At 63.3% G+C, this 14,004-nt stretch carries 11 protein-coding genes; 5 read left to right on the top strand and 6 right to left on the bottom strand.

Going from position 1 to position 14,004, the window contains the following annotated elements:
- Positions 1 to 37: 37 nt before the first annotated feature.
- The 5 genes from AV059_RS16375 to AV059_RS16355 all read right to left on the bottom strand — a co-directional run bounded on the left by AV059_RS16375 (position 38) and on the right by AV059_RS16355 (position 7,834).
- Positions 38 to 2,491 (bottom strand): methyl-accepting chemotaxis protein, encoded by a 2,454-nt coding sequence (locus tag AV059_RS16375; protein WP_058996137.1) that lies wholly within the window; start codon positions 2,489 to 2,491, stop codon positions 38 to 40.
- Positions 2,488 to 3,726 carry an ABC transporter substrate-binding protein gene (locus tag AV059_RS16370; RefSeq protein WP_228841824.1) on the bottom strand — a complete coding sequence of 413 codons (1,239 nt, stop codon included), beginning with the start codon at positions 3,724 to 3,726 and terminating at the stop codon, positions 2,488 to 2,490. Before AV059_RS16370 ends, AV059_RS16375 begins: the two co-directional genes overlap by 4 nt.
- A 127-nt stretch (positions 3,727 to 3,853) precedes the next feature.
- Positions 3,854 to 5,014, bottom strand: coding sequence for a cell division protein FtsZ (gene ftsZ / locus AV059_RS16365; protein ID WP_004592941.1), 1,161 nt, complete (start codon positions 5,012 to 5,014; stop codon positions 3,854 to 3,856).
- Between the two features lie 103 nt (positions 5,015 to 5,117).
- A complete protein-coding gene (locus tag AV059_RS16360) occupies positions 5,118 to 6,473 on the bottom strand; it encodes a D-aminoacyl-tRNA deacylase (protein ID WP_058996135.1) in 1,356 nt (451 codons plus the stop codon).
- Positions 6,473 to 7,834 carry a sodium:calcium antiporter gene (locus AV059_RS16355; RefSeq protein ID WP_058996133.1) on the bottom strand — a complete coding sequence of 454 codons (1,362 nt, stop codon included), beginning with the start codon at positions 7,832 to 7,834 and terminating at the stop codon, positions 6,473 to 6,475. Before AV059_RS16355 ends, AV059_RS16360 begins: the two co-directional genes overlap by 1 nt.
- Positions 7,835 to 7,967: 133 nt before the next feature.
- Between AV059_RS16355 and AV059_RS16350 the strand changes: the two genes are divergently transcribed.
- From AV059_RS16350 to AV059_RS16330, 5 genes are all read left to right on the top strand, one after another.
- On the top strand, positions 7,968 to 8,765 hold the full coding sequence (locus tag AV059_RS16350) for a shikimate dehydrogenase (RefSeq protein WP_058996131.1): 798 nt from the start codon (positions 7,968 to 7,970) through the stop codon (positions 8,763 to 8,765).
- Positions 8,766 to 8,815: 50 nt separating this feature from the next.
- Complete coding sequence (locus AV059_RS16345; protein ID WP_058996129.1) at positions 8,816 to 9,415, top strand: helix-hairpin-helix domain-containing protein; 600 nt, start codon at positions 8,816 to 8,818, stop codon at positions 9,413 to 9,415.
- Between the two features lie 70 nt (positions 9,416 to 9,485).
- Positions 9,486 to 10,955: an aminodeoxychorismate synthase, component I gene (gene pabB, locus AV059_RS16340; RefSeq protein ID WP_058996126.1), complete on the top strand. Its 1,470-nt coding sequence runs from the start codon at positions 9,486 to 9,488 to the stop codon at positions 10,953 to 10,955.
- Positions 10,952 to 11,722 (top strand): aminodeoxychorismate/anthranilate synthase component II, encoded by a 771-nt coding sequence (locus AV059_RS16335; RefSeq protein WP_058996124.1) that lies wholly within the window; start codon positions 10,952 to 10,954, stop codon positions 11,720 to 11,722. Before pabB ends, AV059_RS16335 begins: the two co-directional genes overlap by 4 nt.
- Positions 11,707 to 12,579 carry an aminotransferase class IV gene (locus AV059_RS16330; RefSeq protein WP_058996122.1) on the top strand — a complete coding sequence of 291 codons (873 nt, stop codon included), beginning with the start codon at positions 11,707 to 11,709 and terminating at the stop codon, positions 12,577 to 12,579. The genes AV059_RS16335 and AV059_RS16330 overlap by 16 nt, the downstream gene beginning before the upstream one ends.
- Before the next feature lie 74 nt (positions 12,580 to 12,653).
- Here the strand turns inward: AV059_RS16330 and AV059_RS16325 are convergent, their stop codons facing one another.
- The gene (locus AV059_RS16325; protein ID WP_228841823.1) at positions 12,654 to 13,907 is read right to left on the bottom strand and encodes an alpha-amylase domain-containing protein; all 1,254 of its coding nucleotides are present in this window, start codon (positions 13,905 to 13,907) and stop codon (positions 12,654 to 12,656) included.
- Between the last annotated feature and the right edge of the window lie 97 nt (positions 13,908 to 14,004).

Here is a 14,004-nt window from a genome sequence, read left to right as displayed (position 1 = left end):
GATCGATAATCGGAACGGGCGTTCTGAACCCGTTCAGTCAGTCGTCAGTCAGCGCGGTTCCGTCCGACCCGTGTGACCCCAGTTCACTACTGCCATCGGCATCGCTGGTTTCGAACTGGTCGATGAGGTCCTTGAGGTCGGTCGCCTGACTGGAGAGCGACTGTATCTTCTCGGTGACCTCCGTAATCGACGCTGTCTGTTCCTCGGCGGACGCGGCAACGTTCTCGGCTTCTGCGGATGTCTCCTCGCTGATCGAGCCGACTTCCTCGGCCATCGAGACGACTTCTTCCATCGAAGCTGCCTGTTCGTCGGTCGCGTCGCTGATAGCCTGCACGCCGTCGTTGGCTTCGTTGACCTGCTGGACGATACTGGTCAGCGCGTCGGTCGTGTTTTCGACCGTCTCTTTCCCGGTGTCGACGCTTTCGCCCATCTCCTGCATATCCTCGACGGTGGTATCCGTCCGGGACCGAATGTCGTCGATCATCGACTCGATGTCAGTCGTCGCTTCCTGGGTTTCCTCGGCGAGCGTCTTGATTTCGCGGGCCACGACAGCGAACCCTTCGCCTGCCTCACCGGCCCGAGCGGCTTCGATGTTCGCGTTGAGCGCGAGCATGTTCGTCTGTTCCGCGATGTCGTCGATGAGCGTCGTGACCTCGCCGATGCGCTCCATCTCCTCCGCAAGGGACTCCACCTGTTCGATTGCCTCGGTGGACTTCCGTTCGAGCGCCTCGATTTCGGCGGCGGCCTGCTCGGCGTATTCGCGGCCGGATTCGCCGTCGTTGACGGCCTGCTGGGACTTCGACGCGACTTCGTCGGTGGATGAGGTGATTTCCTCAACAGTCGCCGACAGGTCGGTCATCTCGTCGCTCACCTGCTGGATGTTCCGGTTTTGCTCGTCAGCGCCCTCAGCGATCTGTTGCACCGACTCGCTCACCGACTCGCTGGCCGACCGCACTTCCTGTGCGCTCGCGGAGATCGTCTCTGTCGAGCTGTCGACAGTGCCGGCGAACCCTTCGATGCGGTTGACCGTTCGTTCGAGTTCCGCGATCATCTCGTTGAAACTCTCCGCGATATCGACCATCGCGTCGTAGTCGCTGTCGGTGGCCATCCGCTGGGTGAGGTCCCCGGCCGCCGACTTGTCCATCACGTTGCTGAACTCGGCTGCCTTCGCTTCGAGGGCAGACGCCATCGACTCGGCGTCTTCTTTTGCCGCCTCCGCCTCGTCCCTCGCGGCTTCAACGTCGGTAATCAACGTCTGGATATCCTCGCCCATCTCCTCCAGCGCCGCGCCGAACTCGCCGGGGATGCTCTCGTCGAGTGCCGGGTCGTCGAACCGCTTTTCGGCGAGCGCGTCAGCCTGGTCCGCGGCGGTCGTCAGGTACGCCTGCATCGACGCGAATGAGTCGTACAACTGTCCCATCTCGTCGACGCGCGTAGTCTCCGGGAGGGTGCTATTGATATCACCGGCGGCGATGTCTTCGGCGCTTTCGGCCACGCGGGAGAGTGCGTTTGCGGTTCCGCGCCCGATTGTCACGCCGACGACGAACAGTGCCCCGACGGCAAGCGCCACCAAGAGCGCGATATTTTGTGAAACAGCCGACTGCAGGGCGAACGCGCGGTCCTGGGGCACGTGGTACAGCAACGCCCACTCAGTGCCGGTCACCGGCGTGTACGCCATCACGTACTGCCCGTCTTCCATGCCCGTTCTGGCGGAGACGGACTTGTAGCCGGTTTCGCCGTTCAGGGCTGCTTCGACGCTCGTATCGGTCGCATCCCCGGTTGCCGCGTACTCTTCGAGAATCGAGCTTTTCCGGTTGTCGAGGATGATCTGCCCGTTTGACCCGACGACCTTCACGTCGCCGGTCGCAAACGGTGACGTGAATTCGTGGGAGCGCGCCTCAAGTGACGCCGTCAGCACGACGTATTCGTCGCTGCCGGAGACGGGCTGGACGAACGCGATGACCGATTCGTTCCCGCTCTGGTACGCTTCGGACGTGCCCGTTGGTCCTGATGAGACGACTGCCCCACTCGCGTCGGTCCACGGGTCGTCAACGTCGCTCAGTGCGACGCCGTTCAGTTCGTCGTCGGTGCTGGCGGTGACTGTGCCGTCAGCAGCGTCGACGTAATGAAGCGCCCGGACATCTCCCGGGAGCCCAATGAGCTTCTGTTCGAGCCACCGCTGGTGGTCTGTATCCGAGGTTGATTCGGACCGGTCACCGATAGACGACGCAAGGAACGACGTCGTAGATTGCTTGTTCGAGACCCAACTCGAAACGGAACTCGACTGGGACTCTGCGACACCGAGAATCTGCTCCTCGGTCTGTGACTCGACCAGCGACCCCGTGTCGAGGTGGATGGCCGCGCCGCCGAGCGCCAGCACGACGACCACGCCGAGCAACAGGACGCCGAACTTCGCCGCGTACCGCCGCCGAATAACGTCAGGGAGCGCACGCTCCGTCGCCTGCATCATCCGATTCGGGAGCGAACTCATTGATTCCCTCCCGACTGGAAGAACCGTGACTGCAATAGCTCCAGCGACTCGACTGACCCATTATTGACCCGTTCGATCAGGTACGAACTCAGCGGTTCGAGGTTCGCTGTCAGGTCGACGCTTCCGGACGCACCCTGGTAGTTCACTGCTCGGCCTGCGTCAGTGAGTGACCGAACACGACCGAAGTCACCGACTGAAACAGTGTGCCCAGACCCGCCGGAAACCGATTGAATGGTCTCGGCGATTGCCGGACCGCTGGCTTCACCGGCCTGTTCGGCGGCACACGCCATCAAAAACAGCGCATCGTAGGCATTGACCGAGTACGCTCTGGGCTGGTCGATATCCGGGAGTCGGCGGACGAGTTCGAAGTAGGCCTGCGTTCGCGCAGAGGACAGCGACGCGCTGTAGAACCCTTCGTAGTACGACGGGAGGTCGCCGCCGAACATCCCCGCGGACAACACCCATGGAACGTCGTACTCCGACTGGCTGTACGCATCAAGGATACCGCGTTCCTGACCGGAGACGCTGGTGAAGCTGACGGCATCAGGGTCGTTCTGAAACACGTCCCCGAGCGTGTCGTCGAACGATTCCGACCCCGGGTCGTACCGAACGTCGGCGACGATCTCAGCGTCCAGTGCCTCACGCTGTGCGTCTGCCAGTCCAGCACCGAACGAGTTGTCGATACTCAGTAACGCGACGGAGTCCGCGTCGATGTACAGCGAGTCGTCGACGGCCTTCGCCATCACGACTGCTTGCGTCCCGTCGCTTGGCACCGTTCTGCCGAAGTACTTCCGCCCGTTGGCTTGGCCGGCCGACGATAGTTGCGGGGCAGTACTGGCGGGGCTGACCTCCATGATCTCGTCGCTGGCTGCCTCCGGTGCGAGAGCGAGCGACGCGTCACTGACGAGACCACCGACGAAGCCGATGACACCACGGTCGACAAGCGTCCGGTACTGCTCGACAGCAGTTTCGGCGCTGGCTTCGGTATCGAGGATGGTCACTTCGACGTCGGTACCGCCGATACCACCGGCCGCGTTGACGTCGCTCACTGCCTGCTCGACCATTCGCTTGCCGTGTTGCCCGAGCGGAGCGAGCGCACCACTGAGTGGGAGGAGCGCACCAAACTGCACAGTGTCACCGCTCCCACTCAGGGTACCAAGGCAGCCAGACGAGAGCCCCAAGCTCCCAGCTGCAATACATTTTTTGAGAACGCCACGCCTCGAATCTGAGTACATGGACAAACAGTCTGAATTTCTGGATAAACGCTTTTCGGCGAGAATATCATTTATGATAGTAAAATGTAGGTAGTGCGGTATATAACGGTAGTTACGGAGAAACAGAAAACTGAGACGACGGGGTAGTTTAGTCGACGTAGTCGATGTCTTCGCCGAGTTGCTGGGCGGCCTTCTCCTGTTCGGCCTCACTCTGGCCGTAGATTTGTGGGCTCTCGACGCCGGTGACGACGATCATCGTCTCCATCTTGCCCTCGAACTCGTTGTTGACCGACGCGCCCCAGATGATACGAGCGTCGGGGTCGATACGATCGTAGATTTCCTCGACGACGCCCTCGGCTTCCTCGATGCTCATGTCGGGGCCACCGACGACGTTGACGAGCGCGGAGTTCGCGCCGTCGAACTCCACGTCAAGCAGCGGAGAGCGGAGTGCCGAGCGGATAGAGTCCTGCGCCTTGTTCTCGGAGTCGGATTCGCCCAGCCCGATCATCGCGACGCCGCCGTTCTCCATAATGGTCCGAACGTCGGCGAAGTCCACGTTGACGAGGCCGGGTTTGGTAATCAGTTCGGTCATGCCTTTGACCGAGCGCATCAGCACGCGGTCACAGATCTTGAACGCGTCCTGCAGCGGCATCGACGGCGCGTAGTCCAGCAGACGGTCGTTCGGGACGACAATGACCGTATCGGAAACGGAACGGAGTCGTTCGAGGCCAGCGTCAGCGTTGGCACGGCGGCGTTCACCCTCCGCGGTAAACGGAATCGTGACGATAGAGATAGTGAGTGCGCCGGCTTCCTGCGCGGCCTGTGCGACGACCGGGGCTGCGCCGGTGCCGGTGCCGCCGCCGAGACCGGCGGTGACGAACACCATATCCGACCCGTCGATAGACTGCTGGATGTCCTCGATATCTTCTTGTGCGGCCTCCTCGCCGATTTTCGGGACAGAGCCCGCGCCGCGGCCACCGGTACGCTTGCGGCCGATGAGAATTTTGGTGTCGGCGGCCACCTCGTCGGCGAGGTGCTGTGCGTCGGTGTTTGCGGCGACGAGTTTGGCCCCGTGGATGCCCTCCTCCATCATCCGGGTGACCGTGTTTCCGCCAGCGCCACCACAGCCGACGACCGTAATCTTCGTCTCTAGGTCTTTGACGACGCTTGCCAGTTCCTCGTCGGACATCGTCCCCGATGTGGACATGTCCTGTGACGGCGTCGATGTCGTTTCGTCGACAGTGCCGCCAGCCGCGTCCTCCCCGTCTTGTTCTGCCTCGTCGATAGCGTCGTCAATTATCGAATCCATAATTTAAAGCGTCCTTGCAGACGAATAGTTATTAGTTTTCCCCCTGTGTCTGACGCCCGTCTGACGTGTTGAGTGCCAGCTTTGGCGGCTAACGCGCCAGTGTTCACAGCGTATATCGACGTATACGCTCGCGATGGAACCGCTCCGGGTCGATTTCTTCGCCGTCGATTTCGACTGATTCGCCAGAGGCGAGTTTCCCGAACTTCGGTCCCTCGGGGATGTCAGCAGTTCGCGCGAGGTCCGGATCGAACGCTGTCTCGCGGGCGATGAGTTCGTCCGCGTTTCGCTCGACGCTGTCGAAGCGTCGTTCGAGAATTTCGACGAGCGGGTCGACGACCGCTTCCAGATCCGTCGTCGCCGGACAGACAATCGGTCCGGTGAGCACGGTCCCGTTTTGCTCAGTCGCGTACGCGATAGACTGGCGGTCGATAGTCTCACGCAATGCCGCACTATCGATGCCGCGCACGTCCGAGATAAGTTCTTTCGGGAGGTCGAGTACGGTCCACTCGCCGTCGTATCCGGGTGCAAGCGCTCCGAATCGAAGGCCCTCGTCGACTGGCCTGACAGCGTCTTCTAGCGCCTCGACGAGGCCAAGGTCGACACCGGTTGTTTCCTGAACGAACGTCTCACTGACGACGCGGTAGCCCAACGACTCGATAGCTGCCTCAAGATCCGGCCGGTCACCCTCCATGAGGGCGTAGTCGGCCGCGCTGGCCCGGAAGGCGCGGTCGAGCACTGTGTCGCGCTCCTTGTCGCTGTCGGCCCACTCCGCCAGCGCGTCCAGCGACCAGTTGGCGGCGATGTGGCCGACTGCCCAGTCCGTCTCACGAACAACTCGCTCGAATCGCGGGGCGTAGTGGCCGCCGCCGACGCCGAGGAGGTGGCGGCGCGTCCCGTTCTCTCGTGGCCTGTCAGCCGGTTCGTCGGCGAGGTCAAGTATCGCTTTGGCAGCGGCCTCGGCGGCGTCGGGGTCCTCCCACTGTGGCTCCGCACTGCCGACCTCAACGAACATCGACGGAACGCCGACTTCTGTCGGGCCGTGGTGCGTACACTCCATCCCGACTTCGTAGTTCGGCGGAGCGTGGCGCTGGAGCGCCGAAACCACGCTCTTGTGAGCACCGGGACAGGCTCGGGCGAACTGCCCGTCTTCGCCGCCGTACTCCGCGACGCCGAAGTTTCCGGTATGGTGAGCCGTCAGGAGCTCGTCCGTCTCGCCGGCGTGTTTTGAGGCGAACACCAGCAGGTCCGGGTCGTCGAACGCTGCCGCGACGTTTTCGATGTCCAGATGTAACGCCTCGAACTCGCGGAGTTCCACGCTGTCTGTTCGGAACACCGTACCGCCGCCCTCGTCGTCGGGCCGCGTTTCGTCGACGCTCGTTTCCCAGTCACGCAGAGAACGCAGGTGTTCGCCGATGTGAACTGACGCTGCGTCGGCCTGTGAGACAACGATTCCAAGCATCAATCGGCGTTCTCCAGATGGACCGGTTCACGACCCATCGCGGACCGGACGGCGTCACCGGCCAGCCCGAACAGGTGTTTCAGCGCCTCGCGGCGCTGGACGAACAGCCCCACGCCGATGGCGACGTACAGCCCTGTATACGCCAGCAGAAGGTCGTGACTCGATATCGGCAGAGCGATGAGGTCCCTGATGATGGCGAACTCCAGAATCACCTGCGAGATGAACAGCGTGAACAGCCCGATTGCTTCGCGGATACTGATCTCGAAGTTGACCAGAATGGCGAGCGCAAAGAAGGACTGGGCCGCCGTAATCCAGATCTCCGCGCCCTGTCTGGCGTCGAACGGCAGGACGCCGTACCCGCCGAGCGCGATGGAGTACACCACCGCGATGGTCCCGATGAGCAGCGTCCACTGATTGAGTTTCGAGGAGATGAGGGCGTTGAACCCGGCCGTCGACCGGGCCTTGTTGACCAGCACGGCAACGACGATGAGTTCGGGTGACTCACTGGCCAGCGGAGCAACCCACTGGATCATGAAGAACTCGGGGATGCCGTTCGCGACACCGATCTCTTCGAGGCCGTGGGCGAACGGCTCGACTGCAGTGAATATCATCGCGCCAGAGTAGCCAAACAGCACTAGGACGACGAGCGGCCGCCACGGCAGCGACCACTCCTGGAAGTACTTTGGCACGCCCACAGTGTGCTCGCTGTGTTCGATGTCGGACTTGAGCACGAGGCCGATGTACGCGACGTAGAGGCCGACCAGGAACAGCGTATCGAGGATACCGATACCGCCGCCAAGAGGGACGAGAAACGCCCACAGCGTCGCCAGAAAGAGGAAGGAAATCTCGGTTGCGATGTCGGTGTCCAGCTGGACGGCGTCTTTCAGGAAGCCGTCGCGTTTCGTGACTGCGGGGTCCTGTGTCTTTGCGGCGCGCCAGACGGTGAACACAGCGATGCCCGCCCAGCCGATACCGATAAGGATGCGATTCGCGCCGGTCATGTTCGCGATCGCGAGGTTCGCGTCGTGACAGGCGCGAGCGAGCCCCCCGCTCGCGGACTCGATTTCTGCCGCCGTGAACTGGCGACAGGCCTCCGTCGTCGCCCCACCAGCCCCGGCGTTCCAGGCGTACAGTGCGTCGACGGCGTACTCTGGAGCCACGGCGAGGATGGCGAGGACGGCAATAGCGAACGCCCTCGGTACGTCTTTCTCTGCAGTTTCAGCGCCCCAGGCCAGCAGGAACGACGCCCCGAGGACGGCGAGCCCACTGACCGCGACGGTGGTCACGTTCCCGACCTCAATGCCGGAGATAAATAGGTAAATCCAGCCGACAGTCAGGGCCAGCGCGACTGCGACTTGCATCAGTGGATGGCGAAAACGACTCACTGTCGGAAGTGTGGCTGGGTCTGGCTGAAAAGCTTGCGAAAGTGTCGGCTGCAGACCGTGCTTCCCACAGAGCGTGGCGTTCATACGACCGGGGCGCGCTGGCGTTGGTATGGACGTTTACGGACTCATCGGCAACCCGGTCGGGCACTCGCTGTCGCCCCCGATGCACGAGGCGGGCTACGAGGCATTGGGACTTGATGCACGCTACGTCACGTTCGAACCACCAGCTGATGCTGGTGCCGAAGCCATCGAAGCGGCAGAGACGCTCGGAATTGACGGCCTCAACGTCACAATCCCGTTCAAGCAGGATGTCCTAGACGCCGTCGACACCGCGCCGCTCGCCGAACGCATCGGCGCGGTCAACACTGTCGCCTTCGACGGCGAGACGCCGACGGGCTACAACACCGACGCGGTCGGTGCGGTCCGAGCGCTGGACCACCACGGTGTGTCGCTGTCGGGCACGGCGGTCGTTGTCGGGGCCGGCGGTGCGGGGCGAGCGGTTGCGTTCGGGCTCGCCGACAAGGGGCTGTCGGTGCGGATCGCGAACCGGACCGAGTCTAAAGCCGACGCGCTCGCCGATGAAGTCCCGGACGCCTCCGGCCACGGGCTTGACTCGCTCTCCGACCTGCTTGTGGATGCCGACATCCTCGTCAACTGCACCAGCGTCGGTATGGAGGAAGACAAGACGCCGGTCCCCACCGACGCGTTACACAGCGACCTCGCGGTGCTCGATGCGGTGTACACGCCAATCGAGACCCGTCTGCTACAGGACGCGGCGGCCGCGGGCGCAACGACAGTCGACGGTGCGTGGATGCTCCTGTATCAGGGGGTCGAAGCGTTCGAACGCTGGACTGGCGAAGATGCGCCAGTGGACCGGATGAACGACCAGTTGCGCGACCACCTGTAGCGGAGCGGTCACCAGCAAGAGATTTGTGTGGGGGATAAATACGTCCATGTATGGGTCTGCTTCAGAAATTGAAATCCGCCCTCGGGCTTGACGGGACTGGGTCATCCACGTCGGGAACTAACCGCGACGTGGACGTGACCGTCGAGCGAGAGCCCTCTACTGAAGACGAAGACGCTGTGAAGGGGACGAACACCGCGACGACTACCGAGACCCACACATCCGATACCGCGGACGGGGCCGGGACTGAATCAGGGGATGGGAGTGCAACATCTGCTCACACGGACGAGTCGGAGACTGCCGCGTCACCGACCACCACCGATGACGAATCGACATCTGCGGCCGATGATTCTTCCATGGACTCCGAGCCAGAAACGGCGGCCGACGACGAAGCCAGCGACTCGGCGGCCACTACTGACGAGGAACCGGCCGAGGCTGATGACGAGGACGCCGCTGAGACCGACGACGAGGGAAGCACTGCCCCCGTCACAGACATCAAGGGCATCGGCCCCGCCTACGCCGACCGACTCGCCGATATCGGTATCGAGACGGTGGGCGAACTGGCCGCTGCGGATGCAGCGGACATCGCCGCGGACACCGACCTCTCAGAGAGCCGTGTTTCGGGCTGGATAGAGCGGGCCGAGGACTTCTGAGACCGCTGGCAGTCCATCTTTTTGCGCCGAACCGCAAGGGAATTAGTCGCCGCACTGTTTTCGTTCGGTAATGCAATCGGTCGAAACCGACCGGATGACGTTCACCGACCTCGCAGCCGGCGCGCCCGCAGCGGCGCGTGTCCCTGTCGAGGTTCGAGTGAACGTTGATGACCCGTTTCTCGCCTATCGCCGGGCGCGCGACGAAACTGGCGGCGTGTATCTGGCGACGACCGGTGGACAGTCTGGGTGGGGCTACTTCGGGACAGCCCCGGCGGACTTCCACGAAGTCGACCCGAGAGCAGGCGGGACCCTCGCCGCATTGACAGAGTTCCTTGACGGCGAGCGACTGGTTCGCGGTGACTGTGACGTGCCGTATCCCTGCGGGGCCGTCGGGTGGCTCTCGTACGACGTGGCGCGGGAACTGGAGTCCCTGCCCGACAGCGCCGACGCCGACCGTGCGCTCCCGAACCTCCAGATAGCTCGCTACGACCGCTTCGCCGCCTGGGAGGAACCCCGCGGTGAGTCGGTGACGCTGCGCGTGACGGCCTGCCCGCGGGTCGGCGACTTTGAGACGCCAGAACTGGCATACGAGTTCGGAAAGCAACACGCGCTGGACCTCGCACGGGCGGCCGTGCAGGGGGACCCTGCCGTCGGGGACCCTCCGGTCGAGGCCGACGAAGCGACCTTCGAAAGCGATTGCACGCGCGAGTCATTCGCCGACCGGGTCCGGACAGTCAAGCAGTACATCCGCGACGGCGACACGTTCCAGGCGAACGTCTCCCAACGCCTCCGCGCACCCGCCGCAGTCCATCCCGTCGAGGCCTTCGACGCGCTTCGAACTGTGAACCCCGCACCGTACTCCGCCCTGCTTGAGTTCCCCGGCGTCGACCTCGTCAGCGCCAGCCCGGAACTCCTCTTGCACCGCGACGGCGACCGTATCGAGACCGAACCCATCGCCGGCACCCGCCCGCGAGGCGAGACGCCCGAGGCCGACGACCGACTGGAAACGGACCTGCTCGACGACGAGAAGGAGCGGGCCGAACACGCGATGCTCGTTGATCTGGAGCGCAACGACCTCGGGAAAGTGAGCAAATTTGGGAGCGTCGAGGTGTCGGATTACCGCCGCGTCGACCGCTACTCCGAAGTGATGCACCTCGTCTCGGTTGTCGAGGGCCGGCTCCGCGACGGCGCGTCTCTGCAGGACGCCATCGCTGCGGTGTTCCCTGGCGGCACCATCACCGGTGCGCCCAAGCCCCGGACGATGGAGATTATCGACGAGGTGGAGGCTACCCGACGGGGGCCGTACACCGGCTCCATCGGTCTGTTCGGCTTCGACGGCAGAGCGACACTGAACATCGTCATCAGGACCCTGGTCCGGTACGCCGAGGAGTATCACCTCCGCGTCGGTGCCGGCGTCGTCCACGATTCGGACCCAGACAGCGAGTATCAGGAGACGCTTGACAAGGGCCGCGCGCTCGTCAACGCCGTCGACGAAGCGCTTGGCCGGCGTGTCGACCTGGCAATGGAGGGCGAGGGATGAGCGACTCTCATGGTAACGGCGGCAGCGGCGATAGCGGCGAAAGCGGGGGCAACAGCGGCACCGACGCCGAGGGTGGCCCGGCGACGGACTCACTGGCTCCGACCGTGCTGGTCATCGACAACTACGATTCCTTCGCGTACAACCTCGTCCAGTACGTCGGCGAGGTGGTCCTCCGCCTCGGCGGGACTGAGGACGACGTAGTTGTGCGGCGCAACGACGCCATCGACGTAGAAGGTATCCAGCAGATGGACCCCGACGGCATCGTCGTCTCGCCGGGGCCAGGGACACCCGAGGAGGCTGGCGTCTCGATTCCGATATTCGAAGAGTTGGAGTACCCGACGCTGGGAGTCTGTCTCGGCCATCAGGCGCTGTGTGCGGCCAACGGTGCGCCCGTCGGCCACGCCGAGGCGGTCGTCCACGGCAAATCATCGTCAGTTACCCACGACGGCACAGGTGTGTTCGAAGACATCTCAGACCCGTTCGAGGTCGGGCGCTACCACTCGCTGGCAGTCGACCGCGAGCACCTCCCCGACGTGCTGACCGAGACAGCGTACACCGTCAGTGACGGCGGTGCTGCTGGGACCACGACGGAACCGACTTCAGTTGACTCTGTCACCGACGACGGCACGGACGAGTCGCAGGTCGTCATGGGCGTCCGCCACAACGACCGCCCGCACATCGGCGTGCAGTTCCATCCCGAAAGCATCCTGACTGACCACGGCAAGACCATGATCGAGAACTTCTGCCTGCTATGCAATACCACGTAAACGGGACGCTCGTTCCCGAAGACGAGGCGACGGTGTCGGTGCGCGACCGCGGGTTCATGTACGGCGACGCGGCGTTCGAAACGCTCCGGGCCTACGGGGGTGAGCCGTTCCGGTGGGACGCCCACCGCGAGCGCCTCCAGCGGACGGCCGAGACGCTGGGCTTCGCTGACGCCGTTCCCGAGGACCTCGGGGAGCGCGTCGACGAGACGCTCGCGGCTAACGATCTAGCGGAGGCGTACGTCCGACTGTCTGTCACGCGGGGCGTCCAGCCCGGAAAGCTCACGCCGGGGGCCGATGTCGACCCAACTGTCGTCGTCATCTGCAAGGAACTCCCGCGGGGCGGGCTTGACGGCGAGCGCGTCTGGGACGAACCGGCGTCGGTTCAGACGGTCCGGACCCGACGGATTCCCAGCGAGGCCGTTCCGGCGGACGCGAAGACTCACAACTACCTCAACGGAATTCTCGGCCGACTCGAACTCCGGAAGGCCGCCGCTGGCGGCGACCCAGCCGACGAGTGTCTCATCCGGGACATGGACGGAAATCTGGCAGAAGGGGCGACGAGCAACCTCTTTTTCGTCACGGACAACGGTCTCCGGACCCCGAGTACGGACCTCGACCTGTTGCCGGGTGTTACCCGCGACGTGGTGATGGACATCGCTCGCGGCGAGGACTTCCCCGTCGAAACCGGCCACTACTCGCTCGATGCCCTGCGCGACGCCGATGAGGCGTTTCTCACAAACTCGACGTGGGAGATCCGGCCGATCGAGACCGTCGACGGCATCTCCGTCGGGAGCGGGCCGATGACGAAGCTCCTCCAGCGGCTGTTCGACGAGCGCATCGAGGAGCAACAGTACTGATTGCACTGAGGGGGTAGAAAGCAAGCCAGCGTGGATCGCTGGCGTGCTAGCTGACTGGTGCCCGCGTCCGCGGCCTACTCGGGTGCGTAGCAGACCCAACTTGTTGCGGGAACGGTGATCTGGACCCAGCTGTCACCGTTGGTCGAGATATTGCCCGCGTTGCCGCTGTAATCGTTGAGTGCCTGGTTCGTCCAGCTTGTGGGGACCCACTTGCTCCGCTGGCCGCTCGCACGGTTCAGGCCGACGAGGAGGTTCCCTTTGCGCTCGTAGATGTACAGGTCCTGATCGACGTGACGGGTCTGAGCGTCGCCGCTTGCGAGGTTGTTCCGGATCCAGAGGAGGTTCCGGATGCCGTCGTCGTCGACACTGATACGGTTGCTGTACACCCGTGGATACCCCTCGTATGTGAGGATGTAGGCGTACGCGAGTTTCTCGTAGTCCGGCGGCCCGCTGTCGTGGTTTGAAACGAACGTGAACGCCTGGAACGGCGACTGATTCACCATGCCGGCGCCGTCGAGCGCCTGCATATCGCCGCCGCTGTGGAACGTCTCCTCTTTCATCGTGTAATAGAGTGGGTAGTCAGTGACGGACATCTCCGTGTCGGCGTACCCCTGGCAGACGCTGACATCGCCATCGAGCACCTCACCCACTGTCCAGAGATCGAGGTCGTCGGCCCACTGGTTCGCGTAGTCGGCGAAAAATGACTCGGGGACGTGTTTGGCGGCGTCCCAGCGAATGCCGTCGACACCGAGGTCCGCGTACTTCTGGACGTAGTTCTGTAACTCGCCGCGGACGTATTCGGACGTCTGTTTCAGGTCTTTCAGCCCGACGAGCCAGTCGTCCTCGACCGACTCTGGATCGTCGTAGTTAATGTCGTCTTTCGGGTGGAAGTCGCGTTCGCTGAACCGAGGGAGGTCCTCGAACGTAATGCCCGGCGCGTCCCGGAAGTCGTCGTTTGCAGCCATGTGGTTGATGACTGCGTCGGCGACGACGTCGAGGCCCTGATTGTGGGCCTCCTGAACCATCGCCTCGTACTCGGCCTCTGTGCCGAACACGCTGTTGAAATCCGTCAGATCGACGGGCTGGTACCCCAGCGGTGGGTCGGTGACACCGTTTTGATGGCTCCGATCGAGGCGGCTCCGATGGGCGGGTGGGACCTGAATTGCATCGTAGCCCTGTTGTGCGACTGTTTCCAGCGTCGCTGTGACTTCTGTCCAGTCTGTGTGGTAGTACTGGTACACCGCGCTATCACCGACGGCGGCGCTACTGCCGAGCGATGTGGCGGTGCCGAATACTGCAGCACCGAGCGCGCCAATCCCTTTCAGCACAGTTCGCCGAGACGCTCGGCCACTGCCGGTTATTTGGGTTCTGTTCATCTGGAATCGAAGGTGTGTCTCATGTTATCTACCATGCACATCTGCAAAG

Source organism: Haloarcula sp. CBA1127 (assembly GCF_001485575.1).
Taxonomy (GTDB): Archaea; Halobacteriota; Halobacteria; order Halobacteriales; family Haloarculaceae; genus Haloarcula.
The sequence above is the reverse complement of the archived record's forward strand: the minus strand, read 5'-3'. Positions and strand labels throughout refer to the sequence as shown.

Excerpts from the sequence above, each read along its gene's own strand:
- AV059_RS16375 (WP_058996137.1), bottom strand. The coding sequence starts at position 2,491 with ATGAGTTCGCTCCCGAATCGGATGATGCAGGCGACGGAGCGTGCGCTC.
- AV059_RS16370 (WP_228841824.1), bottom strand. The coding sequence starts at position 3,726 with ATGTACTCAGATTCGAGGCGTGGCGTTCTCAAAAAATGTATTGCAGCT.
- ftsZ (WP_004592941.1), bottom strand. The coding sequence starts at position 5,014 with ATGGATTCGATAATTGACGACGCTATCGACGAGGCAGAACAAGACGGG.
- AV059_RS16360 (WP_058996135.1), bottom strand. The coding sequence starts at position 6,473 with ATGCTTGGAATCGTTGTCTCACAGGCCGACGCAGCGTCAGTTCACATC.
- AV059_RS16355 (WP_058996133.1), bottom strand. The coding sequence starts at position 7,834 with ATGCAAGTCGCAGTCGCGCTGGCCCTGACTGTCGGCTGGATTTACCTA.
- AV059_RS16350 (WP_058996131.1), top strand. The coding sequence starts at position 7,968 with ATGGACGTTTACGGACTCATCGGCAACCCGGTCGGGCACTCGCTGTCG.
- AV059_RS16345 (WP_058996129.1), top strand. The coding sequence starts at position 8,816 with ATGGGTCTGCTTCAGAAATTGAAATCCGCCCTCGGGCTTGACGGGACT.
- pabB (WP_058996126.1), top strand. The coding sequence starts at position 9,486 with ATGCAATCGGTCGAAACCGACCGGATGACGTTCACCGACCTCGCAGCC.
- AV059_RS16335 (WP_058996124.1), top strand. The coding sequence starts at position 10,952 with ATGAGCGACTCTCATGGTAACGGCGGCAGCGGCGATAGCGGCGAAAGC.
- AV059_RS16330 (WP_058996122.1), top strand. The coding sequence starts at position 11,707 with ATGCAATACCACGTAAACGGGACGCTCGTTCCCGAAGACGAGGCGACG.